Annotated in this window: 19 protein-coding genes; all 19 read left to right on the forward strand. The window is 47.8% G+C overall.

What is annotated here, in order from left to right:
* Window positions 1-374 precede the first annotated feature (374 nt).
* The 19 genes from AC4G47_RS01015 to AC4G47_RS01105 all read left to right on the forward strand — a co-directional run bounded on the left by AC4G47_RS01015 (window position 375) and on the right by AC4G47_RS01105 (window position 25,580).
* The gene (locus AC4G47_RS01015) at window positions 375-1,082 is read left to right on the forward strand and encodes a PspA/IM30 family protein (protein WP_491104362.1); all 708 of its coding nucleotides are present in this window, start codon (window positions 375-377) and stop codon (window positions 1,080-1,082) included.
* Between the two features lie 181 nt (window positions 1,083-1,263).
* A complete protein-coding gene (locus AC4G47_RS01020; RefSeq protein WP_491104363.1) occupies window positions 1,264-2,295 on the forward strand; it encodes a TFIIB-type zinc ribbon-containing protein in 1,032 nt (343 codons plus the stop codon).
* Complete coding sequence (locus tag AC4G47_RS01025) at window positions 2,292-3,086, forward strand: TPM domain-containing protein (protein WP_491104365.1); 795 nt, start codon at window positions 2,292-2,294, stop codon at window positions 3,084-3,086. The genes AC4G47_RS01020 and AC4G47_RS01025 overlap by 4 nt, the downstream gene beginning before the upstream one ends.
* 48 nt (window positions 3,087-3,134) lie before the next feature.
* The gene (locus AC4G47_RS01030; protein WP_491104366.1) at window positions 3,135-4,190 is read left to right on the forward strand and encodes an SPFH domain-containing protein; all 1,056 of its coding nucleotides are present in this window, start codon (window positions 3,135-3,137) and stop codon (window positions 4,188-4,190) included.
* A gap of 246 nt (window positions 4,191-4,436) precedes the next feature.
* Complete coding sequence (locus tag AC4G47_RS01035; RefSeq protein WP_491106615.1) at window positions 4,437-4,658, forward strand: DUF896 domain-containing protein; 222 nt, start codon at window positions 4,437-4,439, stop codon at window positions 4,656-4,658.
* 135 nt (window positions 4,659-4,793) lie between these two features.
* Window positions 4,794-5,750, forward strand: coding sequence for a ring-cleaving dioxygenase (locus tag AC4G47_RS01040; RefSeq protein WP_491104367.1), 957 nt, complete (start codon window positions 4,794-4,796; stop codon window positions 5,748-5,750).
* Between the two features lie 201 nt (window positions 5,751-5,951).
* On the forward strand, window positions 5,952-7,040 hold the full coding sequence (locus tag AC4G47_RS01045; protein WP_491104369.1) for a low temperature requirement protein A: 1,089 nt from the start codon (window positions 5,952-5,954) through the stop codon (window positions 7,038-7,040).
* Between the two features lie 420 nt (window positions 7,041-7,460).
* A complete protein-coding gene (locus AC4G47_RS01050; RefSeq protein ID WP_491104370.1) occupies window positions 7,461-10,244 on the forward strand; it encodes a glycoside hydrolase family 3 C-terminal domain-containing protein in 2,784 nt (927 codons plus the stop codon).
* A gap of 177 nt (window positions 10,245-10,421) precedes the next feature.
* Window positions 10,422-10,613 (forward strand): hypothetical protein, encoded by a 192-nt coding sequence (locus AC4G47_RS01055; protein WP_145326365.1) that lies wholly within the window; start codon window positions 10,422-10,424, stop codon window positions 10,611-10,613.
* A 485-nt stretch (window positions 10,614-11,098) separates the two neighbouring features.
* On the forward strand, window positions 11,099-11,824 hold the full coding sequence (locus tag AC4G47_RS01060; RefSeq protein WP_491104372.1) for a copper homeostasis protein CutC: 726 nt from the start codon (window positions 11,099-11,101) through the stop codon (window positions 11,822-11,824).
* Window positions 11,825-11,830: 6 nt separating this feature from the next.
* On the forward strand, window positions 11,831-13,291 hold the full coding sequence (locus tag AC4G47_RS01065; RefSeq protein WP_491104373.1) for an alpha-L-fucosidase: 1,461 nt from the start codon (window positions 11,831-11,833) through the stop codon (window positions 13,289-13,291).
* A gap of 1 nt (window position 13,292) precedes the next feature.
* Entirely contained in the window at window positions 13,293-15,062 is a 1,770-nt protein-coding gene (locus AC4G47_RS01070; RefSeq protein WP_491104374.1) for a glycoside hydrolase family 35 protein, read from the forward strand.
* A 104-nt stretch (window positions 15,063-15,166) separates the two neighbouring features.
* On the forward strand, window positions 15,167-16,033 hold the full coding sequence (locus AC4G47_RS01075) for a sugar phosphate isomerase/epimerase family protein (RefSeq protein WP_491104375.1): 867 nt from the start codon (window positions 15,167-15,169) through the stop codon (window positions 16,031-16,033).
* Between the two features lie 256 nt (window positions 16,034-16,289).
* The gene (locus tag AC4G47_RS01080; protein WP_491104376.1) at window positions 16,290-17,348 is read left to right on the forward strand and encodes a Gfo/Idh/MocA family protein; all 1,059 of its coding nucleotides are present in this window, start codon (window positions 16,290-16,292) and stop codon (window positions 17,346-17,348) included.
* A gap of 442 nt (window positions 17,349-17,790) precedes the next feature.
* Window positions 17,791-19,203, forward strand: a complete 1,413-nt coding sequence (locus AC4G47_RS01085; protein ID WP_491104378.1) for an alpha-L-fucosidase — start codon at window positions 17,791-17,793, stop codon at window positions 19,201-19,203.
* Window positions 19,204-19,516: 313 nt separating this feature from the next.
* Entirely contained in the window at window positions 19,517-20,494 is a 978-nt protein-coding gene (locus AC4G47_RS01090) for an ABC transporter permease (RefSeq protein ID WP_105602244.1), read from the forward strand.
* A 15-nt stretch (window positions 20,495-20,509) separates the two neighbouring features.
* Complete coding sequence (locus AC4G47_RS01095) at window positions 20,510-21,418, forward strand: carbohydrate ABC transporter permease (RefSeq protein ID WP_458124916.1); 909 nt, start codon at window positions 20,510-20,512, stop codon at window positions 21,416-21,418.
* Between the two features lie 128 nt (window positions 21,419-21,546).
* Window positions 21,547-23,181, forward strand: coding sequence for a type 2 periplasmic-binding domain-containing protein (locus tag AC4G47_RS01100; RefSeq protein ID WP_458124917.1), 1,635 nt, complete (start codon window positions 21,547-21,549; stop codon window positions 23,179-23,181).
* Window positions 23,182-23,360: 179 nt separating this feature from the next.
* Window positions 23,361-25,580, forward strand: coding sequence for a helix-turn-helix domain-containing protein (locus AC4G47_RS01105; RefSeq protein WP_491104380.1), 2,220 nt, complete (start codon window positions 23,361-23,363; stop codon window positions 25,578-25,580).
* The last annotated feature ends 24 nt before the right edge of the window (window positions 25,581-25,604 follow it).

Here is a 25,604-nt window from a genome sequence, read left to right on the forward strand (position 1 = left end):
TATAGCCAACTTGCGGAGGAATGGCACCTTTGGTGGGAGCCAACACTGTTATGTTTGCAAAATGCCTAAGTGGTATGTCGCCATAACTCTTCGAGTCGAATGTGATGAAGTGGGGCCTTCCGGTTGAACCATAGATCAGGTAGGGATTTGTTAAAGTTAGAAAAGGATTAAATCTTAAGGAATGATCGCGTTTTTTGTGTGTTTTTACAGGGTCATGAGGCGACACTATAAGTACTCGTCTTTTCTTATATTGCGTTGTTATAGTATGGATTTGGATCGTATTCACTCCACTTGCAATCGTGAAATGTGAAACGTATGTTGCTGTATTCATGTATTATAGTATACATATGAACTTTTCGGAGGAGGAACAAGTAATGGGAATCTTATCGAGGTTTAGAGACGTGATGAAGGCGAATGTGAACCATATGTTGTCTAGGGCGGAAGATCCGGAGAAGAGTGTGAATGTGTATTTGCGCAGTCTGAGCAGTGATCTGGGTCAGGTAAAAGCGGAGGCGGCAGCGGTGCTGTCAGATGAGAGCCGGGCGAAGCGAGCATTGGATGAGTGCAGCGCCGAGGTTAAGAAGTTACAGCGGTATGCGGAGAAATCGGCGGAGTCGGGAGACGAAGACAAGGCACGTGGTTTTCTGGAGAAGAAGGTGAAGCTGGCTGACAAATTGAACGAATTACAGGCGTCCTATGAGCGAGCTTCCGCCAAAGCGAAGATGATGAAGCATATGAATGATAAATTGGTTGCAGATCTGGGGCAACTGGAAGCGCGGCATGCAGAACTGAAAGGTCGAATGGCAGATGCGAAGGCACAGCAACAGGCCAATGAACGGAGTGCATCTGCGGGCAGAGCTGATGCTGCACTGAAAGCGATGGAAGACAAGGCGAACCAGGCGCTGAACGAAGCAGAGGCTTTGGCAGAACTTCGCGCTGGAGCACAGGAAGATGATTTGGACGAATTAATTGCCCAATTGGAGAGGGACATGAACGCGGATGCGGGTAATAATGAGAATGCGTCGCCAAGTGCAGAGGAAGAACTCGCAGCGATCCAGGAAAAGCTGAAGAAGGGAGTTTAACTTGTACACTACAACGTAGAGGGCAGAAATAAGCTGAAGAAGCGGAGCTAACAAGCTTTCTGAAAGAAAGCTGCATCGGAAAGCAAACACTTCGCCTTTAAGAGCGATCGGAAGGTTGTTCTGCCAGCGAAGTTATACAGAGTCAATTAGAATCATATTTCGTTAACATTGAGGTGAGCAAATGCCGGTTATTGAATATAAATGTCCGAACTGCGGCAGTGGCATGATCTTTGACAGTGTGTCAGGTGCATTATCCTGTCCCAGCTGCGGCCGTCAGGACAACATAGAGCAGATTCCAGATCCCTTGAAGAGACAGGTGTTCACGGAGAATGAGGTTAAGGAATACCACTGTAACAGCTGCGGAGCTGACATCGTGACGGAGCCGGAGACCAGTGCGACGACATGCAGTTTCTGCGGTGCAGCGGTTGTGCTGAGTGATCGACTGACGGGCAATCTGGCCCCCGCGATGGTGATTCCCTTTTCCATCAATAAGGATCAAGCCAAGCAGGCATTCAAAAAGTGGTGCAGAAATGGCCTGTTAACGCCAAGTGGCTTCATGTCCGCTAATCGGATTCAGAGCATTACCGGCATGTACGTGCCGTTCTGGTTGTACGAGTTACATAACAAAATCGAAGTGCATGGTCGTGGCACCAAGGTCAGATCCTACACCCAGGGCGACTACCATTACACGGAAACACAGCATTTCGATATATACCGTAGAATTCGGCTGAATTACGTGAATCTGCCCATTGATGCATCCGAGAAAATGAAGGATGAACTGATGGATAAGCTGGAGCCTTTTCCATATAATCAGCTGAAATTGTTCAAGACCCCGTATCTGGCAGGGTATATTGCGGAAAAATACAGTTATACAGACGAGGAACTTTTCCCACGGGCCAAGGATAAGACGAGATCTTACATTGATTCTTATATTGCTTCAACCGTATCCGGTTATAGCAGTGTGAGCTACACGGACAAACAGATTGATACCACACTCAAAAATGCGGATTATGTGCTGCTCCCCGTATGGATGGTCAACTATGACTACAATCGTGCACAGTACACGTTTGCCATGAATGGTCAGACAGGTAAGGTGGTCGGCAAACCGCCGATCAGCAAAGCCAAAGTGGCTGGATGGTTCGCAGGGGTCTCTGCGGTCTCGTTGTTGTCACTGAAGTTGGTTTCCTGGATGATGGGAGGTGGATTCTTATGAGAAAAAGAACCCCTCTGGGAGTGATGGCTACGCTCATTTTACTTATGATAACCCTTGTCGCTCCGTTGATTCCCATGTCATCGGCATCCGCAGCGGAGAGCAAAAATCTCATCTATGATGAGGCCAACCTGCTAAGTGAGCAGGAGATAAGTGAACTGAATGCACTGGCGAATCAGTATGGTGCCGAACGGCAGACGGACTTTGTTATTTTGACAACAAATAATGTTGAGAATCAGGATGTTATGCTCTTAACTGAAGATTTTTATGATGAGCAGGGGCTAGGATACGATAAAGAACATGGCAATGCTGTCATATTGACGATGGACATGAATAATCGCGAAGTGTATCTGGCTGGATTTTATAAGGCAAAAGAGTATCTGGACGATGAGCGGCTTGATTCTATCCGTACCCGGATTACCTCTGAATTGTCCAGTGGGAATTATAAACTCGCATTTGAGAAATATATTGAGCTCTCTTACAAATATATGGGGTATGAACCTGGTGTGAATCCAAACAATATCTTGTTCAACGGTTGGTTTCAGTTAGGAGTATCGGTGGTTCTTGGGGGTATTGTTGTTGGTATTATGACTTATCGTTCCGGGGGACGTGTCACGGTCAATCGTGCGACTTATGAGGATTCAAGCAATTCCAGTGTAATTGATCGTCAGGATCGTTATATCCGTACAACCGTAACCAAGCGCAAGATCGAGAAGAACAATAACAATGGAGGCGGCGGCGGTGGTACCTCCCGAGGCGGTCACTCACACAGTGGAAGTAGAGGTTCGTTCTAGTCACTAATGCGTATGCGGATTTTTTAATTAGAAGGGATGGGAACGAGTATGGGGTTTTTCAGAAATCAGTTTTCGAATGTAGTGGAATGGGAAGAGTTCAGAGATGACATGATATTTTGGAAGTGGAGCAACCGGGAGATCAAGAAGGGGAGTAAACTGATCATCCGTTCGGGTCAAGACGCCATTTTCCTGAATAACGGTAAAGTGGAGGGGATTTTCGAGGACGAAGGATCATTTAATATCGATTCCGAGATTATCCCATTCCTTTCTACATTAAAAGGATTCAAATTCGGATTCAACAGCGGCATGCGGGTCGAAGTCTTGTTTGTAAACACAAAAGAGTTCACCGTGCGCTGGGGCACACAAAGTCCGGTGTTGATTCCGACACCACAGCTTCCGGGCGGAATGCCGATTCGGGCCAACGGCACATTTAATTTTAAAGTGAGTGACTATGTGACCCTGATTGATAAGATTGCAGGCATCAAACAGAGCTATCTGGTTGAGGATGTCAAAATCCGAATCACTTCCGTGCTGGATCAGCTTCTAATGAAGTGGATTAGCCGTGAAGGGAAGGATATGTTCAACCTGCAGGCCAATGCATCTGATATTGCCAAGGGTATTCAGGAAGATCTGGATATGCAGATGATGGACATCGGCATTGGGATTACCGGCTTTCAGGTGATGAGCTTCAATTATCCGAAAGAGATTCAGGATATGATTACGAAGACCGCTTCGCATGAGATGATTGGTAATCTGCAAAAGTATCAGCAGGTCAGCATGACAGATGGCATCTCATCCGGTAAAGTACAAGGCGGCGGCGCAGCTTCGGATATGGCGGGTATGATGATGGGGATGAACATGGCCAATGAAATGATGAAGAACATGAACCAGAACCAAGGCCAAGGCCAAAACCAGAACCAGAACAACAATTCCAATGCGTCATCGAACCAGAATGCTGACCAGAAGCCAGCGGGAAATAGCAACGGTGATTCAGGTAACTCTTCATCTACAGAAGGTAACAAGAAGCCAAACTTCTGCCCGAACTGTGGAGCCAAAAATGAAGGAGCCAACTTCTGTCCGAACTGTGGTCAAAAGCTGGGTTAATAAAATAAATACATGAAGGGTTAGTCCAGCAGTAGTTGAGATATTGCGGAGCTAGCCCTTTTTTTGTCGACTCATAGTTAAAGCAACATGGCGGAGAGCAGAGGAACGGATTCATAATTAATTTTGATAGAAGAGTTGACAACCGACCACAAATCATTTATCTTTAACTTAAGATATTTAATTTAAATATAAATAACAACCAAAAACAAATATCTTTAATCCATTACACGAGGAGAGATCAAGATGATGATCCCAACATTGACCAGAATAAATGAACTTTCAAGAAAAGCTAAAGAGGGCGGATTGACAGAGATGGAACAAGCGGAACAGGTTCGTCTTCGTCAGGAATATCTGCAAACCTTTCGCGGTTCGGTCAACGACATTCTGCTGAATGCAACCATCTATGATCCGAACGGCGATGACGTTACTCCTGATAAATTGAAACAAGAACAGGGCCAATCAAAATAACCACTAGAATATAATCCGGCAGATTATATATCTTAATTTAAAGATAATACAAACTTACTATAAATCAACTATCTCAACTATCTCTAACAACTACTCAATTCAAAACACGCTTACCAAACCAAGGAGGAATTAATCATGACTATTCAAACAGCAGGTATTCACCATATTACAGCTTTCGCAGGCGATCCACAGGCCACCGTTGATTTTTATGCCGGAGTTCTGGGACTTCGTCTGGTGAAAAAAACAATCAACTTCGATGCACCTGATGTATATCATCTGTATTTTGGCGATGAACACGGAAGCCCAGGTACTATTATTACCTTCTTCCCATCTGCTGGATCACCACGGGGCAAAGTTGGCGGAGGTCAGGTCGGCATCACTTCCTATGTCATTCCTCCTGGGTCGATGGGCTTCTGGCAGAACCGGCTGGAACAGTATAACATTGAGGTAACCAAAACAAGTCGCTTCAATGAGGAGCTGCTTCAATTCGAAGATAGCGAAGGCTTGCGGCTGGAGCTTGTTGAACGGGAAGAGGGAGCAGCCAGCACTTGGGCACATGAAGGCATTCCAACAGATAAAGCAATCAAAGGCTTCGGTGGTGCTGTCCTGTTCAGTGTTAACCCGCAAAGAACGATGGATGCTCTTGAGAAAATCATGGGATTCGTCAGAGTGAGTGAAAATGAGGAGTATGCCCGTTTCCGGTCCAGCGGGGATATCGGTAATGTCGTAGATGTTCCGGTGACCCGCATGGCTCTCGGCATGGGCGGCGCAGGAACAGTGCACCATATTGCATGGCGCGCCAAAGACGATGAGGAGCATGCACAGTGGAGTGAAGCTGTACGCGAATATGGCTACCAACCTACTCCAGTTCGGGATCGTCAGTACTTTAACGCAATCTACTTCAGAGAAGCTGGCGGCATCCTGTTCGAAATTGCTACAGATCCTCCGGGATTTGCCAAAGATGAACCTGCTGATTCGCTTGGACAAAAATTGATGCTGCCTGAGTGGTTCGAGAAATACCGCCCTCAAATTGAGGACAATCTGCAACCAATCGTGGTAAGAACGCTCGTACCTGCTACAGCTGCGAATTAATAAGAGTTCTATTAGAAAAAACCTGAAAAAGCGAAGCGATCGCCTAAAAGCTTTCTGAAAGAAAGCTACATCGGAAGCATACGCTATCCCCGGATTTTCCCTTGGAAAAGGGAATCGAAAAAATATGGGGATAACAGCGATTGGAAGGTTATTCTGTCATCGAAGTGTATGTGTAAATGAAAACCAAAGGAGCATTGAAGGATGATGGAGAAAAAGGTTACCTGGCTGGAGCTGTTTTACGATCTGCTCTTCGTAGCAGCGGTCGCCAAAGCGGGTCATGTCTTGTTGCATGCCGAACACGGAGTTATTACGTTTGAATATCTAATGAAGTTTGTGCTTATTTTTATCCCTGTTTGGTGGGCATGGGTCGGACAGACCTTGTTTATTAACCGCTATGGCCAAGACATCCTGATCCATAGAATATTTCTCATCCTTCAGCTCCTGTCCGTTATGGTTATGACGGCGAGTCTCTCTACCCATTTTGACCAATACTATCTATCCTTCTTCGTGGGATATACCGGTTCACGGGCGTTTACGGCCATTCAGTATCTGACGGCTCACAAGTCAAAAGGCGAGCATCAACAGCAAGCGGCCCGTTACTTGGGTATCTGTTTCCTCATTGGGATCTTGATCTCATCAGGTTCATTGTTCTTCGATTCCTGGTTACGCTACGTGATTTTGTATGCGGGGATTGCCGTGGACATTGTACTCCCGCTGATCGGACGCAAAAATCTGGTGAAAGTACCAGTTCAGACCCATCACTTGTTGGAACGTTTTGCGCTCTTTACACTCATCCTGCTGGGTGAATCGGTAGTTAGTATTATCGCAGTCCTGCAAGCTGATCATTGGGATATGGAATCCATTTTATTTGCCGCCTTTACGTCCATATTTGTCATTGCGATATGGTGGCAATACTTCGACAACGTAGAGAAAAAGGTCAGCAAAGAGATTCAGACTGCCGGGCAAGCGATCATATACGGCCATCTGTTCATCTACATCTCCATGAGCATGATAGCCGCGTCCATTCAGCTGTTGTATCAGAATCAGCTAAACTATGTGTTCATGCTGGGGTTTGTATTTGGATCAGCGCTACTGTATTTCTTGTCGACCTCCCTTGTGTTCCATCGTTACAGACCTGCACACCTACGACTCGGCCCGCGTCATCTGGCGGTGATGGTAGGGCTGCTGGTGGCATTTGTCCTTGTAGATCTGGTCTATCGGGTTCCGGGTTATGTCATCATGGGCGAAGAGATGTTATTCTTCCTGGTGTATGCGAAACTTACAACTTGATGTAGTAATCTAAAATGAAGAAAAGTCACGGACAACAGGCGTCCGTGACTTTTTGTTATGCCACTAATCATGGACAAGCCTTCATAATATAAATTAAGCGCAAATCTAATTTAATTTCTTCTATAGAATCTGTTAATATGAGACTATGTACAAGTGAATCTACCAGATCATAGAATATCTTTTTATAAAATGAGTGTAAGAAACAAACATGAAAACGGAGAGGACAGAAATAACCTGAAGAAGCATAAGCGTTCGCCTTTATCAACGGATTTCTCCCTTACGAAAAGGGAATCAAGAAAACGGGGGATAAGAGTGATCGAAGGGTTGTTCTGTCATAGTAGTGGCCGAGTGTACGTTTTGTTAGTTCATTTTATATATAGCGATTCGTAGATATGGGGATGACAATCAGGAGGGAAATCATTGAGCACACATCAAATCGGAGTTCCATTGGAAGGGTTTGCAGAGTTTAGTCGTACAGTTGCCGCAGAAGGAGCCGTTTTACTCAGAAATGAAGGCCAAGTGCTTCCGCTTCGCGAAAACGAAAACGTTTCAGTTTTTGGTCGAATTCAAGTCAATTATTATCGCAGTGGTACAGGTTCAGGCGGTAGTGTACATGTGGCTTATACAACGAATCTGCTAGATGGTCTTCGCAGCAAAAAGAATATAACGGTCAATGAAGAGCTTGCAGCTGTCTATGAGAAGTGGATTGAGGAAAATCCATTCGATGATGGCGGAAAAGTATGGGCAGCCGAGCCATGGAATCAGAAAGAAATGCCTTTGACAGATGAACTGGTTGCACAGGCCAGAAGCACGTCCAGCAAAGCCATTATCGTAATTGGACGTACAGCGGGAGAAGATCAGGATAATGCGGATGCGCCAGGAAGTTACCAACTAACAGAAGATGAGAAAGCGATGCTGAAACAAATCACTTCGCAGTTCGAACACACAATTGTCGTGCTGAATGTCTCGAATATCATCGACATGAGCTGGTTAAATGAAACGTATCTACATCCGATCCAAGGCGTAATTTACTCTTGGCATGGCGGTATGGAGGGTGGCAATGCGATTGCCGATGTGCTGGCCGGCGACGTTACACCGAGTGGTAAACTGACAGATACGATTGCATATTCCATCGAAGATTACCCTTCGACCAGCAACTATGGCAATGAGTTCAAGAACCTGTATCAGGAAGATATCTATGTAGGATATCGTTATTTCGAAACGTTTCGACCTGAGCGAGTACAGTATGAATTTGGTTACGGCCTGTCTTATACGACGTTTTTGACCCAGCATGAAGAAGCGAAGTCAGTGTCCAAAGACGGCGAAACCTACATCGAAGTACGTGTGAATGTGACCAACTCAGGTACAACATATGCGGGCAAAGAGGTTGTACAGGTCTATTATGAAGCACCACAAGGCAAACTGGGACAACCGGTGAAGGCTTTGGTGGCTTTTGGCAAAACAGGATTGTTGCAGCCGGGCGAGTCAGAACTTCTGACGATCAGCTTCCCGATTCATGCCATGGCATCCTATGATGATGCGGGTGTTACAGGTCTTGCTTCCGCGTACGTATTGGAAGAAGGCACATACCGACTGCATGTAGGAACCAGCGTGAAACAAGTGCAGCACATCAGCATCGATGGCCAGGATGGATATGTTATTGAATCCCTTCAATTGGTGGAGCAGCTGCAAGAAGCGATGGCACCAACCGAAGACTTTACACGGATGAAACCGGGTCTGCGCAAGGAAGATGGATCATATGAACTGACTTATGCCGAAGTGCCGAAGCGTAAGGTATCTATGGCGAATCGGATTGAAGAGAATCTCCCGCAACCGCTGGAGCAGACGGGTAATCAGGGCTACAAGCTGAGTGACGTTAAGGCTGGCAAAGTGAGTCTGGAAGCCTTCATCGCTCAACTGAGTGATCAGGATCTGGCGGCAATTATCCGAGGCGAAGGCATGAGCAGCCCGCTCGTTACTTCGGGAACGGCATCCGCATTTGGTGGTGTCAGCGACAGTCTGTTTAACTACGGTATTCCGGTAGCATGTACGGCAGATGGCCCGTCCGGTATTCGTATGGATAGTGGCGAGAAGGCAACACAGGTATCCATTGGTACGTTGCTTGCGGCGACATGGAACAAGGATCTCGTTGAAGAGTTGTATGTGATGGAAGGACAGGAACTGCTGAGAAATCAGGTGGATACCCTGCTCGGACCTGGACTCAATATCCGCCGGAGCCCGCTCAATGGCCGGAACTTTGAATACTTCTCCGAAGATCCACTGATATCGGGTGTATTTGCGGCAGCATGTACGAAAGGTATTATGAAGGGTGGTTCCAATGCCACACTGAAACACTTTGCCTGCAACAACCAGGAGAAACACCGTAGCAAAGTAGATGCCGTTGTCTCTGAGCGTGCACTGCGTGAAATTTACCTGAAAGGGTTCGAAATCGCTGTAAAAGAAGGCGGAGCGAACTCCATCATGACCTCCTACAACCCGGTTAACGGGCACTGGGCGGCATCCAATTACGACCTGAACACCACGATTTTGCGCGGAGAATGGAATTTTGAGGGTATTGTAATGACGGACTGGTGGGCCATTATGAATGATGTGACCGAAGGCGGAGAGGCTGATCGCAAATACACCAACTGGATGATCCGTGCCCAGAATGACCTTTACATGGTTGTACCGAACTACGGCGCAGAGATCAACGGCTGGGACGATAATACGATTGAATCTTTGGAAAATGGAACATTGACTCGTGGAGAGCTGCAACGCTCGGCGATCAACATTTGCAAGTTCATCATGAATGCACCGGTGTCCGGCAGAAAACACGAGATCGTGGAGAACGTCGCTTCGTTCCAAGCGAATGCCTCCCTATCTGCTGCACAAGCTCAGGCGCTGGTTGAGAACGCACAGGTGAAACCTGCAGTAACTGAACCTGTCTACATGAAAGTGGACGAGGCAGGCCATTATCGGATTATCGTACAGATCATGTCCCCAGAGCCGGAACTCGCTCAAAGTGCATGTAATCTGCTCCTGAACGACCAGTTGGTGACTACCATCCAAACGAATGGTACGGAAGGCAAATGGATCAGACAGAAACTTGTCAAAGTAGACCTTGAAGCAGGACTGTATGAATTGAAACTGGACTTCACGAAACCAGGCCTCCAGATTGACTGGATCGAATTCAAACAGGTGTAAAACATATCAGGTGATAACAGCAATCGAAAGGTTGTTCTGTCATCAAAAGTAGAATACGTTAGTATGACAAAGGACACTGTTTGCGGGTGTCCTTTGTTGTAACACAGAATAGCTACTGTTATGATAGTGTTATGAGATTCGTAGTTCTGAACAATGGGGTCAGGGGTGTTGCGAAGAATGAGAAATTATAATTTTTTGAGTCCAATCCTGCTGGTTGTGGTAGCGCTGATTGTGAGAAGCTTGGTGACCAACCTGGGAGTTCTGTTCGGCTTATCACAAGAAGCAGCGAGTAATATTGCCATGATTGCCATGTTGATTGCTGCACTGATCATGTTTAATCGAATGACGAAGGCTCGGCGTAAAAAATAGAAAAAGCTCGGATAACCTAGAAGGTTATCCAAGACATGAAGACACCTACGGGTGTCTTTTTTTGTATTGACGTTCTGATCCTAACGTTTTAGACTATTGCTAATAAATAATAACATTATAGATAACAAAAATAACAAAATTCAATGAGACAAGGTACTGGTGTCCGTTGCACTCTCTATTTGCCATCCCTATTCCGGTCACAAAGGAGAATCCATTCATGAAGATCATTGCCGACAAACCATATATCTTTCAGGAAGGTCAGCCTTTGCAGATTGCGATCTGGAAGCTGAACGTTGCCCATAATGATGAAGAAGGACCGCAGGAGCACTGATGATGCACTTTGTCGGTCCTTTATGTCATGGAGCGGTGTAGTGTACCAGTACGATCATATTCATGGATGCTGGAACGATCGGATGAGAAAGCGGGTTAAGCATTTCTGATGTGAGCGCGTCTTATGATTAATATGGAGGAAGGGAGCGATCCTTATGAAAAGACAGCCTGTATTGGAAGTCATCGCTGTGGATGTGGCAGATGCCAAGGCAGCTGAGGAGGGAGGGGCAGATCGGATTGAATTGGTGTCAGCGATGTCCGAAGGAGGGCTTACTCCCAGTTATGGCCTCATTGAGCATGTGGTGTCCCAAGTATCCATCCCGGTGTATGTCATGATCCGTCCACATAGCCGCTCGTTCCGCTATAGCACAGATGACATCCACGCGATGACTCGAGATATACGCGTGGCGAGGGAACTTGGAGCCGCTGGCATCGTGATCGGTGCTCTGACAGAAGATGCGGAAGTGGACCTCATAACCTTGCAATTATGTATGGCCGAAGCTCAGGGGTTGGGCGTTACGTTTCATCGTGCAATTGATGTGAGTGCAAGCCTGACTGAGACGCTCAAGGCCATTAACGCATTGGGCACCGTGGAGCGCGTGCTTACATCAGGAGGGAAGCGGGCAGCGCCCGAAGCCATGCTGGAACTGAAACAGCTTCAGGAACTGGGGCAGGCATTGAATATCATCGTTATGGCTGGCGCAGGGGTAACCGTAGACGGGATACAAACTCTCGTAAAACAAACAGGTATTACAGAGATACATATGGGATCAGGCGTGCGGTATGAAGGTAGCTTCGAACTTCCCATTGATCCACAAATGGTCGCAGAAGCCAAGCAGCAATTGTTACGTGCCATTCAACCCTACGATTTGAAGGAGTGATACGCCATGAATCATGGATTGCAGCCAGCCGAATGGATTAAGGCCGCAGCACAGGTCAGCCCATCTGAACGCCAATTGAGATGGCAGGAGATGGAGTTCTACGCGTTTATTCATTTTACGGTAAATACATTCACGGATCGGGAATGGGGAACTGGGGAGGAAGACCCGGTCATCTTCAATCCTTCTGAACTGAGCGCAGCGCAATGGGTGCAGGCATGCAAGGCTGCGGGGATGAATGGGCTAATCTTGACGTGCAAGCATCATGATGGATTCTGTCTGTGGCCCAGCCAGTTTACAGAGCACACGGTTGCAGCCAGTCCGTGGAGGAACGGTGCGGGGGATTTGGTTCGGGAAGTCGCCGATGCCTGCCGTGAGGGTGGATTGAAGTTTGGAGTGTACCTTTCTCCTTGGGATCGGCATGAAGCCTCCTACGGAGATTCGGCAAGGTATAACGAGTTTTTCCTCCAACAGTTACGCGAGCTGCTTACGAATTATGGCGATATCTTCTGTGTATGGTTCGACGGAGCGTGTGGGGAGGGTCCAAATGGCAAAAGGCAGGTCTATGACTGGGACGCATATTATGCGCTTATTCGTGAGCTCCAGCCTGAAGCTGTCATCTCGGTATGTGGTCCGGATGTTCGCTGGTGTGGTAATGAAGCGGGACATACGCGGGAATCGGAATGGAGCGTTGTACCAGCACATATGCAGGATAATGAGAAGATTCAAGAGCAATCGCAGCAGGTGGATGATGGTGAGTTTGCCAGAAAGATGAATACGCAGGACAGTGATTTGGGAAGCCGAGAGGTCATTCGTTCCCAAGGGGACCAACTGATCTGGTACCCTGCCGAGGTGAATACCTCGATTCGCCCAGGATGGTTCTATCATGCCAGTGAAGATGATCAGGTCAAAACATTGGAAGAACTGCTCTCCGTCTATTACGGCGCAGTGGGGGGCAACGCCACCTTTTTACTCAATCTGCCACCGGATACGCGTGGTCTCATTCACGAACGGGATGTGGAGCGACTACAGGAATTGGGAGATTCGCTGCGTACCATTTTTCAGGAAAATTTGGCCTTGCAGGCGCTGGTAGAAGCATCGGAGACGATGGATGAACAGCATGCCGTATCGGAGGTGCTGACGGAAGACAGGGATACGTATTGGTGTCCGAACGAAGGAACGGAGCAGGCTTGGATCGAGCTGGATTTGCAGGAGGAACGATCATTTGACCGGGTGGTGCTGATGGAGCATATTCAGACAGGCCAACGGATTGAGCATTTTACACTGGAGTCACAGAGGGCGGATGGTGGTTGGGAAGCGTTCTACACGGGGACAGTGGTGGGGTATAAGCGAATTTGCTGTTTCCGACAGGTCACATCGAGAAGGATACGATTAACCATTCATGAATCCAGATGGCACCCTACGTTGTCCGGGTTAGGCATATATCTGAGCGAACAAGGAGTTGTGTAAAATGTCCGTGCTGACGTATAAAGGGTCTCAATTCATGTATGATGGCGAGCCTATTCGGATTATTTCGGGTGCAATTCATTATTTCAGAGTGGTCCCCGAATATTGGGAGGATCGACTACTTAAGTTGAAAGCCTGCGGTTTCAATACAGTGGAAACGTATGTGCCGTGGAATGTCCATGAGCCGCAGCCCGGGCAGTATTCTTTTGAAGGCATGGCTGATTTGGAGCGTTTTATTCGCATTGCAGGAGATGTGGGTCTACATGTGATTGTTCGCCCAAGTCCTTATATATGTGCCGAGTGGGAGTTTGGCGGATTGCCTTCCTGGTTGCTCGCGGATGATGACATCCATCTTCGGTGTAATGATGCAAAATTTCTAGCTAATGTGGATCGTTATTATGATGTGCTTTTGCCTAAATTAAAGTCTCTTCTTAGCACCAATGGCGGGCCGATCATCGCGATGCAGATTGAAAATGAGTACGGCAGCTTCGGGAATGACGCGAGTTACCTGCGATATTTACGTGATGGCATGGTGGAGCGCGGTATGGATGTGTTGTTATTTACTTCAGATGGACCGACAGACCACATGCTGCAAGCGGGATCAGTGCCAGGGCATCTGGCTACGGTCAATTTTGGATCAGGGACGGAGGGAGCGTTCGCCAAGCTGCGTGAATATCAGGCAGACGAACCTTTGATGTGCATGGAGTACTGGAACGGCTGGTTCGACCACTGGGGAGAGTCACATCATACCCGAGAAGCCGCAGATGTGGCTGGTGTGTTTGAGGAGATGCTTCGAGCAGGGGCTACGGTTAACTTTTATATGTTCTACGGCGGAACGAACTTCGGATTTTACAACGGGGCGAACTGTCAGCAGAAGGATCAATACGAACCAACGATTACAAGTTACGACTACGATTCACTGCTTAGTGAATCCGGGGAGCCGACAGCGAAATTCCATGCGGTGCGTGATCTTATTGCTCGGTATAGCAACGAAGATATGGGTGAGCTTGTGCTCCCAGAACCGAAGGGGACCATCGCCTATGGGCGAGTGGAGTTGACCCAGCAGGCATCATTACTGGCGCATTTGGACCGGATATCAGTCCCGGTACAACGTACGAATCCGGAACCGATGGAGAAGCTGGGTCAGGATTATGGCTTTATTGGTTATCAAACCCGGATATCCGGGTCCAGAGAGCGACAGGAACTGGTGGTTCAAGAGGTGCGTGACCGTGCGCTTGTGTTTGTGGATGGGCAATTTCAGGGTGTTCTGGAACGCGGCAATACAACATTGTCGGTATCCTTTGAAGTGCCGCCAGAGGGCGTAGAACTATTGATTCTTGTTGAAAATATGGGGCGAATCAACTATGGCCCGTATCTGAGAGATACGAAGGGGATTACGGAGGGGGTGCGGCATGGCTTTCAATTTTTATATGATTGGACGATTCATTGCCTGCCCTTAACCGATCTGTCGGGTTTGCAATTCAGCGATATGATTAGCGAAGCAATTAACGAAGCGCAGGGACCAGCATTTTATCGAGGAGAGTTTCATATCACGGATGTAAGAGATACTTTTCTGCGTCTGGATAACTGGACCAAGGGAGTTGTATTTGTAAACGGATTCAACCTGGGTCGATACTGGAATAAAGGTCCGCAAAAAACGTTGTATGTACCTGCTCCACTCCTTCATGAAGGTGAGAATGAAATCATGATATTCGAGCTCCATCAGACGTCTGAACTGGCCGTAACGTTCGCGGATACACCGGATTTGGGTTAGAAAAGGAAAAAAGTAGAGCCACACGATTATTGGCAATTGTCGTGTCCGCCGGAAAAAGGTATACGTTGGGTATGGACATCGACTACAGGAGAGGATGAGGGAAAATGAAAGTTGGACTCAGCACCTACAGTCTTCAACAAGCACTGGATCGCAAAGAATTAACCGTGCCGGATGCTATTCGCTGGATTGCTGATCAGGGCGGGGAGCATGTGGAGATTGTTCCGATGGGATTCAGTTTGATTGATAATCCGGAATTAATTGATGAGATTAAAGCTGTGGCAAAAGAGGTCGGGATCGACATTTCCAATTATGCTATTGGCGCTAACTTTGTTGTGCAAGAGGACGCCGACACGTTGGAGCAAGAGATTCAGAATGTGATGCGACATGTGGATGTGGCAGCAGCGCTCGGCGTGAAGCTAATGCGTCATGACGTGGCTTTCCGCCCTGCATCAGAAGGAACCGTAGCACAGTTCGAGATCGACCTGCCAGTACTGGTGAAGGCGTGTCAGCGAATAGCCGATTATGCAGCGGGTTTTGGAATTACAACAAGCGTGGAGAATCATGGGTACTATGTACAGTCGAGTGAGCGAATTCAGCGTTTGCTACACGAAACGGCGCGGAGCAACTTCAAGACCACGCTGGATGTCGGCAATTTCCTCTGTGTGGATGAAGATCCGGTGAGTGCCGTAAAAAATAACATTCCGTACGCGTCAATCGTGCACGCCAAAGACTTCTACTGGAGACCTTCCTACCGGAATCCCGGTGAAGGCTGGTTCCAAACCTCGCATGGCAACTACCTGCGCGGTGCCATTGTGGGCCAAGGCGATATCGACATGCCTGAGGTATTCCGTGTGTTGAAACAATCCGGGTATGACGGATATATCTCGGTTGAATTTGAAGGCATGGAGGATTGCAAAACCGCCTCACGCATTGCCATGGATAACGTCCGCCGCCTGTGGGAAGAGGCATAGGGCTGAGTACTTGTTTTATATGAAATATGACTTGTTACTTATGGCTCAAACAGAAAGTTAGTTCAGTCAGGAAAAGTAGTGGAGGGGGCGAAATCGATTCTGAAGAAACGAAGTGTTCGCCTTTATCACCGGATTTCCCCTTTGGAAGAAGGGGATTAAAGAAATCTGGGGATAAGAGCGATCGGAAGAACGATTCGTAACCGTAACGTCTACTCCGCAGAACTTCAATTATTTTATTTATGGAGGAATCAGCACTATGTCCAAATTGAAAGTCGCCGTCATCGGTGCCGGATCCATATCCGATTGCCATTTGCAAGCCTATGCCAGTAACCCGGACGTTGAAATATACGCTATCTGCGACCTGAATGCAGAACGTGCCGCAGAAGTAGCGAAGAAATATGATGCACCTCACGTGTTTACCGATTACAAGGAATTGCTCGCACTGCCTGAGATTCATTCCGTCAGCATCTGCACATGGAACGACTCGCATGCCGAGATTAGCATTGCTGCTCTGGACGCGGGTAAAAACGTGTTATGTGAGAAACCACTCTGCCAAACGGTGGAGGATGCGCTCGAGGTAGAGAAGGCGGTTCACTGCAGCGAAAAGCTGCTGCAAGTCGGTTTTGTTCGCCGCTATAGCGACAATGCACAGATTCTGAAGAAGTTTATCGACGAGGGTGAACTGGGTGAGATCTATTATGCCAAAGCCTCCAGTCTGCGTCGTCTGGGCAATCCGGGTGGCTGGTTCTCGGATATCAACCGCTCCGGCGGCGGCCCACTGATCGATATCGGGGTGCATGTGATCGACATCTGCTGGTATCTGATGGGCAGACCGAAGGTGAAGTCCGTCTCCGCTAACGTGTCCAACCGGTTGGGGAACCGCTCGAACATTAACAATCTGTCGTTCTATAAGGCAGCAGACTACGATGCAGAACAGAACACCGTTGAAGACATGGCGAATGCCCTGATTCGTTTCGAGAACGGTGCGAGCCTGCTCGTGGACGTCAGCTTCACGCTTCATGCCAAAGCGGATGAGACCTCGGTCAAGCTATATGGTGACAAAGGCGGTGCTGAACTAGAGCCGGAAATTTCGATCATTGGCGAGAAATTCAATACCATTTTGAACATGACCCCGCAGGTGGATTTCAAATCATTCGATTTTATGGGCTCGTTCCGCAATGAAATCAACCATTTTATCGACAGCACGCAGGGCCGTAAAGAAACACTTAGCCCAGTAGAGGACGGCGTCGAAGTGATGAAAATGCTCTGCGCCATCTACGAATCAGCACGCCAAGGCCGCGAAATCACACTGTAAAAGTAGCATTGCACTACGAAAATGCTACCACACTCACAACGACGTGCAGACTACGCCCCTTAATAGTTACACGAACCGTTTACGCCAAAACGGAAAGTGCAGAACCAATCCGAAGCAGCAATGCGCTCGCTCTTCTCCCCGGTTTTTCCTGGAGGGAAGAGGAAAATCCGGGTCCATAATGATCGGAGATAGCACTGCACTCGAAATAACGGAGTTACTACGCCCCTTAATAGTTAAACTAAGCGTTTACGCCAAAACGAAGAGTGCAGAACCAATCTGAAGAAGCGAAGCGCTCGCCTTTATCACCGGATTTCCAACAATTATAAAGTGAAATGAAAGAAATCTGGGGATAACAGCGATCAGAAGATGGTACTGCACTTGGAGTGACCGGGCGTAACATGTATGGTTTAACTTTTATCTAATCCAAAGGAGATGAATCAGGATGAGCGAAACCAAAGAAACCGTACTGGAGCAGGAAGAACAGATCGTGGAAGCCGGCGTGCACAATTTTAGCAAAGAGGAAGAGTGGATCAAACCAGAAGATCCGCTGCTGAATGAGCGGCTGGAGTGGTTCAAGGACCAGAAGCTGGGGCTGATGATGCACTGGGGGCCGTATTCCCAGCTTGGTCTCGTGGAGTCCTGGGCACTGAGCGACGAAGATGGCGATTGGTCGCGCGATGACATCGACTGGACGGATGACATGGAAGATTTCAAACGGGAATATTTCGATCTGAACAAAACCTTCAATCCGATTCGCTTCCAGCCCGAGGAATGGGCACAGATGGCGGCAGACAACGGATTCAAATACTTCCTGTTTACCACCAAGCACCATGACGGTTTCTGCATGTGGGATACCAAGACGACGGATTACCGGATTACGGGTAAGGACACGCCTTTTCATACCCATAAGTATGCAGACATCTGTCGAGCGCTATTTGACGCTTTCCGGGCCAAAGGACTGGGCATCTCAGCGTACTTCTCCAAAGCGGACTGGCATACCCCGTATTACTGGGCACCAGGCATGGAGCGTGGACGTCATATGTGGCGCGGGCCCTCGTATGATCCCCATAAGTATCCATGGCTGTGGGAGAAATTCGTAGAGTTCACACATGAGCAGATCATGGAGCTGCTGACGAATTACGGACGGATCGAATGTCTGTGGCTGGATGCTGGATGGGTGCGCGAAGGTCGCCACGGTCAGGATATCAGGCTGGGTGAAGTCGTGGAACGGGCGCGTCAGACCACACAGCCGTGGCTTCTGTCCGCAGATCGCACCGTGGGTGGGCCGTATGAGAATATCGTTACTCCCGAGCAGACCATACCGGAACATCCGATGAATATTCCGTGGGAAAGTTGTATTACCGTGGGCAACTCCTTTGCCTTCGGATTCGATGATCAGTATAAAACGGGAAGACAGCTGGCACATATTCTACTCGAAGTCGTGTCCAAGGGTGGTAACCTGGCACTGAATGTAGGACCGCAACCCGATGGGCGTCTGCCAAAAGGGGCAATTCGAGGCATCAAGGGCCTCGGTGAATGGCTGGGTACTCACGGAGAAGGTGTCTATGGAACCCGGATATGCGGGCCTTATTTTACGAAAGATTGGGCTTTCACGCAGAAAGAAGACATCAACACCGTATATGCCTTCCGTATATACCGAAACGAGAATGAGACCGTACAACCACAGTTAATCATTCCTTATCTGGAAAAGGTAGAGCGGATCGAACTCGTCGGCACCGATGACGTACTTTCGTATCAGCAGACAGAAGACGGACTTCTCGTGGAACTGCCACAATCCGCTACAACCAGTGCAGCACCGATCACATACACGTTCAGATTGGTCATAAGCGCATAGAATACCATGTTAATTCCGGGGGAGATATAGCAGCCTCCGGGATTTTTATATTCATACATAAGGGACACAATTCCCAATAGAAATGGCCCGCAATCGCTTGCTACATAAGGGTTTTTAGAATAAAGAGAAGTCGGAGAAAATTGCAAATTGATAAAAGATTACTGTACGAGGTACTATCAAATCAAGAAAGCGCTACCTGATATGAATGTTTACATCATCTTTGTTAAACAGGAATTAAGAACAGAAAAAAGGATGTTTAAGGGATGCAAATGTAATGTATTATTACACTTGAGGTGTAGAAGGAGTGACGCAAATGAGTCGAGCTACGGAAAGCATACCCGCCAAGATGGAACTCCAGCAGAGGAAGCATGTGGAGCCCAAGCGGCAGCATCCATTCATCAAAAGCCTCAAGAAGCACTGGGAGCTATACCTGCTCGTGCTGCCCCCGGTGTTGTACCTGTTGATCTTCAAGTACATTCCTATGGTGGGTGTCCAGATCGCCTTCAAGGACTTCAGTGTAGTCAAAGGAATCTGGGGAAGCCCGTGGGTCGGATTCAAACACTTTGAAGCCTTCTTCCAATCTCCAAACTTTTGGCTACTGATCAAGAATACGATAGGTATCAGCTTCTATTCCTTAATTGCGGGTTTCCCCATTCCGATCCTGCTGGCCCTGGCGCTGAATGAGATTCGAACGGGTTACTTTAAGAAGACCGTCCAGATGGTTACCTACGCTCCGCATTTTATCTCTACCGTTGTCATGGTATCCATTATCATTCTGATGCTCTCCCCGCATGTGGGCGTGGTAGACAAGCTGTTCACACTACTCGGATTCCCGATGACCAACTTCATGGGTATTCCCGAATACTTCAAATCAATATATGTCTGGTCAGGTGTCTGGCAGGGCATGGGATATTCATCAATCATATACATTGCCGCCCTTGCTGGTGTTGATCCATCTCTCTATGAAGCAGCAAAGATGGACGGCGCATCAAGGCTTCGGAAAATCTGGCACATCGACCTTCCAACACTCGTTCCAGTCACCGTCATCATGCTGATTCTGAGTCTGGGAAGCATTATGGGCGTGGGCTTCGAGAAAATATACCTGATGCAGAATCCGCTCAACACAAGCGCTTCGGAGGTCATCTCCACGTATGTGTACAAGGTCGGTCTCATCGGGGCAAATTTCAGCTTCTCCTCGGCAGTAGGGTTCTTCAACTCCATTATCAACCTGATCCTGCTGGTTATCGTCAACGGCATATCCCGCAAAGTATCTCAGAACAGCTTGTGGTAAAGGAGGAGCTTATCCATGTTCAACCTGATTAATCGTAACCGGATCAAGGACCCGCTCGGTGATCGTATTTTCATGACATTCAACTATATCTTTCTGTTCGCCATACTGCTAACGGTGTTTTACCCGCTCTTGTATATCATCAGTTCTTCGTTTAGCTCTTCACGAGCCGTGACATCCGGTCAGGTGTGGCTGTTCCCGGTCGATTTTAATATCAAGGCGTACATCTCCATTTTCAAAAGCCAACAGCTTATGCTCGGTTTCTATAACACGATCATCTACACCGTAGTAGGCACGTTCATTAACGTGGCACTGACCGTCATGCTGGCGTATCCCCTATCACGCAAGTCGTTCTACGGACGAGGGGTTATCATCATTTTCATGATGATCACGATGTTCTTTGATGGCGGTCTGATTCCCACCTACCTGTTGATGAAGGACTTGCACCTGCTCGATACACGCTGGGCGATGTGGCTGCCCGGGGCGCTCGCGGTGTTCCAGGTCATCGTGGCGAGAACATTCTTCCAGTCTTCCATCCCGGAAGAGCTTGGAGAGGCCGCAGAAATGGACGGTTGCCGGGATATCCGGTATCTGGTCAGCGTGGTTCTTCCCTTATCGAAGCCTATTCTGGCAGTCATGACACTCATGTATGCCGTAGGTCACTGGAATGCGTACTTTGATGCACTGATCTACCTGCGTTCCGAGAAGTTGTTCCCTCTGCAATACGTGCTTCGCAATCTGCTCATCCTGAACGCGGCTGATCCGGCGATGCTTGCCAACACCAGCCAACAGATGCGGGATCAAGGGTTTGAGCAGGTGTTGAAATATGCACTGATTGTTGTTGCGAGCATTCCCATTCTGATCATGTATCCATTTGTACAGAAACATTTTGTCAAAGGGGTCATGGTTGGTTCCCTCAAAGGTTAATCCTTGTGAATTAAGCCCGGTTGCCTCTTGAAAGGAGGTGGAGTGAACACGCCGGCTTCCGGGGTCGATTTAATATGCTTGCACTACAATCAATAATTTGCCGTTATGAACAAAAAGGAGGAGTCAGATTGAGAAAATCTTGGATTTCGATGTTGTTTCTGGTCTTTGCTTCGATGGCTTTGTTGTCCGCATGCAGTTCATCCGAGGAATCGGGTGGTAGCGACGGTAGCGGTGAGAGCGGTGGTCCTGTCACAATGACCTTCTTTGCTCCGCAAGGCAAAGCGTCCATGGAAGAGAATGAATTTACCCAATTTATCGAAGACAAGTTCGACGTGACCCTGAAATGGGATCTGGCCCCAACAGACGCTTTGCAGGATCGCAGACAATTGCTGCTGGCTAGTGGTGATTATCCCGAAGTGTTTCTTCATGGCAAGTTCACCACCTCAGACCTTCAAACCTATGGAAAACAGGGTGTGTTCCTTCCGCTACAAGACCTAATTCAGAAGTATGGTCCGAATCTGACCAAGATTATTGAAGAGAAGCCATACTTCAAAGAAGCCATCACAGCACCGGATGGCAACATCTATGCGCTGCCGATCTTCAATGAATGTTACCACTGTACGTATGCACAGAAATACTGGATCAACACAGAGTGGCTCGATAATTTGGGTCTGAAAATGCCAACCACAACAGATGAACTGTATACAGTTCTGAAGGCGTTTAAGACACAAGATCCGAATGGTAATGGGAAAGCGGACGAGATTCCACTTACAGGTGCACCGAACAAGTATGTATGGAATGGCAACATTGATGCCTACCTGATGAATAGCTTTATCTACAATGATAACGACAAGTACCTGATCGTGAACGATGGCAAGGTGAGTTTTGCCGCTAATCAGGAAGGCTGGAAGAAAGGGCTGGAGTACATGAACAAGCTGTATGCAGATGGCCTGATTGATCCGGCTTCCTTTACACAAAATGATCAGGCAATCGGACAACTGGGCAACAAGGAAGGCGATGAAGTGGTCGGCTCCATTACGACGGCGCTGGTCAGTTATCTCGTGAATACCTATGACAAAGACATCACCCGTCACCAGCACTGGGAGATCGTTCCACCATTGAAAGGACCGGATGGGGTGCAAACGACAGGCGCCACACAGAGCGTAGGTGAGTTTGAGTTTGCCATCACGAACAAAGCGACAGAAGCACAGCAGATTGCTGCCATCAAAATTGTCGACTACATGTTCAGTGAGGAAGGTGCACTGTACGCGGAGTATGGTCCAACCGAAGGCAAGGGCTGGAAGAAAGCAGATGCTGATGAGAAAAACATCAATGGCGAGCCGGCCAAATACAGCTACTACAACCTGCCTGAGCGTGATCCGAACGTCGTTGTGAACGAGAGCTGGTCACAGATCGGAGCGCATGACTTGTCCAACACGTTCCGTAATTTGTTTGCAGAAGGACAGAATCCATTAGAAGCAGAGGGTTACGGTACACGTCTGGCTCAAGCAACCAATGTGTATGAACCTTATGGACCCAAAGAAGTGTACCCTGCGAACGTGTTTATTCGACCAGAGGATACGGAATCAGCTGCACAACTAACTACCGCAATCAAGGATTATGTGCAGACGAATATGGCACAGTTCATTATTGGCAGCAAGAGCATTGATAAGGAATGGGATTCGTATGTCAAAGGCTTCGATGGCCTTGGACTGAGTAATTACCTTGAGATCTACCAGCGTGCCATTGAGAAGAATCAATAATTGTTGAAGGAATCAATATCGAGGCTGTCCCGTCTGTCACCCGTGACCGGGATGGTCTTCTCCTATGACAACCCCACGTCATCCAATATCATTTACTGAATATTTATGGGAAAATGCAACCAACGCGAGGAATTGTGATTGTCATCATGCGTATAATCAGTTGTGGGGGGATCTCGGAGATGAACAACAATTGGTTTAGGCGTTTGCTGTTATCGTATCTGCCTGTTTTCTTTATTGTGACGACCATTCTATTCTTCATTTTCTTCCAGGTATTCAATGAACAGAATCGTAGAGAAGCACTCAAGGCCAATGAATTCCTGGCCTCCCAGGTCACGCAATATCTGGACAACTCCCTGCGTTCCATCGACTTCAAGGTACTGCGTGAGATTTTGACCAACCCTAACTTGAAGAATTATTTCTCGGTATCTGGCAGCGAAGATGTATATGCCGGCATTCAGGCGGTCCAGGTGGTTGATGAATTGAAAATAGAGTATCCGCTGATTGATTCGATTTATCTCGTTCGATACGGGGATGGCACGGTCTTCAGTAACGGGAAGGCTGTCCCGATTGAAGAGTTCCCGGATGCAGAATTTATTGCAGACAGCCGGTCAAGGGATGAACAGAAGTGGGCAGGAGCACGAGCGTTCCGGGCTTTTCCTTCGCAAGCAGCGGAGCAAGTGATTACGATTGTGCGAAGTGTAGGGAATGGCCAAGGACTTGTGGTCACGAACGTGGACTTGAGTACCCTGAGGAAATCCATCATGCAGATGTATGATCCGGAATTTACGTTTGTGAACATCTTCAACCGTTCGGGCGGCAATCTGTGGGATAGCAGCATGCCAGAAGGGGTTACAGCTTCCACTAAAACCACGTCGGGAGAAGTCTTCTCCGAATTCACGTCAAGCTATAGCGGATGGAAGGTGCAGACAGGTCTTAATAATGGAAAAATCGTCAAATGGGCTCTGCAATTTTATAATATCTGGTTTGCTTTTGCGGTAGTGGTTGTATTAATCGGGGTGGTATGGGTGATCTATGTGACTCGCAGAAACTATAAGCCAATTCAGCAGATTGTCACGTTAATTCAGACCGTCTCTTCGCAGAAGCAATCGGGGCTGAACTATGGCAAGGAGAATGAGTTCCGATTCATCCATACGACACTGGAACGCATGATTGATCAGACGAGGCAGTATCAGGAGGAGCATGAAGAGAATCTGATTTTGCAGAAAAGAATGTTCTTTCAGGAACTCTTGGAAGGCACACGAGACTTTACGGGCAGCGAGCTGACAGCAGAGATGAAGAAGTTCAAACTGCCTGAGCTGGAGCATCGTTGGGCCGTCATGGTAGTCGAGATGGATCGGTATGATGCATTTGTGACGGAGTATCATCACCAGGACCAATCCCTCCTAAAATTCGTGTTATCCAGTATTCTGCAGGAGAGTGCACGTCATGAAGGAACGGAAGTGTGGGCTGAATGGATCTCCGATCAGCGTCTGTACGCCATTCTCTGGATTCCGGAAATGGAACAGGCTGAGGAGACCGAACATCAATTGCTCACTGGATATCTGGATAGAATCGATCAGTATCTGAACTTCACTGTGACCATCGGTGTTGGTCGGGTTGCCGTCGATATTCGGGGACTGAGAGCTTCATTGAAGGAGGCTGTGCACGCACTGGAGTACAAGGCTGTACTGGGGATGAATCGCATCATTCCCTGTAGTGATGTGCCGAATTCGACCAATGATGTGTATGAGTTCCTGAAGACCATCTCATTGCTGGTACAGGCGATGCGCTTATCGGACGATGTGTGGGAAAAGCATTTTGAAAGGCTATTTGAACAGATTAGTGAGTCTGTCCTGTCCCGTCAGGAGATTATGAATACGATCCAATTGTTATTTCAGCATTACAATCGGGAATTCGCTGAACTTCCACGAGAGTATCAGGAGTCGTGGGCAGCGATATTCACTCCACTTCTTCCAAGGCTTGAGGGCTGGGAGACGTTAGACGATCTGCGTGAGCTCTGCTGGGAAGGATTCCGGGAACTGGAGCTGCAGATGCAGACGCTGCATTGTTCCCGAAAACACAGATCACATATTCTGGAGATTCGCAAATACATTGAAGAGCATTACAACAATCCCGATCTGTCACTGAACTACCTTAGTGATCTATTCGATATTAATCCGAAGTATCTGAGCAAGCTTTTCAAGGATGAGATTGGGGAGAAGTTTGTGGATCTGCTCATTAGTCATCGCATCGAAAAAGCCAAGTTGCTCATGCAGGAGACCGATAAGGCTATTCAGGAGATCAGTGAGGAAGTGGGTTACACGAACTATAATTCCTTCAACCGGGCTTTCAAGAACGTGGTGGGTGTGGCACCAAGTGACTACCGCAAAGCCATGTGAGTGCAATGCGCCTAACTAATTCCG

The sequence above is a fragment of the Paenibacillus sp. Negev47 genome, from assembly GCF_058313655.1.

Bases quoted from the DNA above. Each gene is read 5' to 3' on its own strand.
- AC4G47_RS01015 (WP_491104362.1), top strand. From the start codon at position 375: ATGGGAATCTTATCGAGGTTTAGAGACGTGATGAAGGCGAATGTGAAC.
- AC4G47_RS01020 (WP_491104363.1), top strand. From the start codon at position 1,264: ATGCCGGTTATTGAATATAAATGTCCGAACTGCGGCAGTGGCATGATC.
- AC4G47_RS01025 (WP_491104365.1), top strand. From the start codon at position 2,292: ATGAGAAAAAGAACCCCTCTGGGAGTGATGGCTACGCTCATTTTACTT.
- AC4G47_RS01030 (WP_491104366.1), top strand. From the start codon at position 3,135: ATGGGGTTTTTCAGAAATCAGTTTTCGAATGTAGTGGAATGGGAAGAG.
- AC4G47_RS01035 (WP_491106615.1), top strand. From the start codon at position 4,437: ATGATCCCAACATTGACCAGAATAAATGAACTTTCAAGAAAAGCTAAA.
- AC4G47_RS01040 (WP_491104367.1), top strand. From the start codon at position 4,794: ATGACTATTCAAACAGCAGGTATTCACCATATTACAGCTTTCGCAGGC.
- AC4G47_RS01045 (WP_491104369.1), top strand. From the start codon at position 5,952: ATGATGGAGAAAAAGGTTACCTGGCTGGAGCTGTTTTACGATCTGCTC.
- AC4G47_RS01055 (WP_145326365.1), top strand. From the start codon at position 10,422: ATGAGAAATTATAATTTTTTGAGTCCAATCCTGCTGGTTGTGGTAGCG.
- AC4G47_RS01060 (WP_491104372.1), top strand. From the start codon at position 11,099: ATGAAAAGACAGCCTGTATTGGAAGTCATCGCTGTGGATGTGGCAGAT.
- AC4G47_RS01065 (WP_491104373.1), top strand. From the start codon at position 11,831: ATGAATCATGGATTGCAGCCAGCCGAATGGATTAAGGCCGCAGCACAG.
- AC4G47_RS01070 (WP_491104374.1), top strand. From the start codon at position 13,293: ATGTCCGTGCTGACGTATAAAGGGTCTCAATTCATGTATGATGGCGAG.
- AC4G47_RS01075 (WP_491104375.1), top strand. From the start codon at position 15,167: ATGAAAGTTGGACTCAGCACCTACAGTCTTCAACAAGCACTGGATCGC.
- AC4G47_RS01080 (WP_491104376.1), top strand. From the start codon at position 16,290: ATGTCCAAATTGAAAGTCGCCGTCATCGGTGCCGGATCCATATCCGAT.
- AC4G47_RS01085 (WP_491104378.1), top strand. From the start codon at position 17,791: ATGAGCGAAACCAAAGAAACCGTACTGGAGCAGGAAGAACAGATCGTG.
- AC4G47_RS01090 (WP_105602244.1), top strand. From the start codon at position 19,517: ATGAGTCGAGCTACGGAAAGCATACCCGCCAAGATGGAACTCCAGCAG.
- AC4G47_RS01095 (WP_458124916.1), top strand. From the start codon at position 20,510: ATGTTCAACCTGATTAATCGTAACCGGATCAAGGACCCGCTCGGTGAT.
- AC4G47_RS01105 (WP_491104380.1), top strand. From the start codon at position 23,361: ATGAACAACAATTGGTTTAGGCGTTTGCTGTTATCGTATCTGCCTGTT.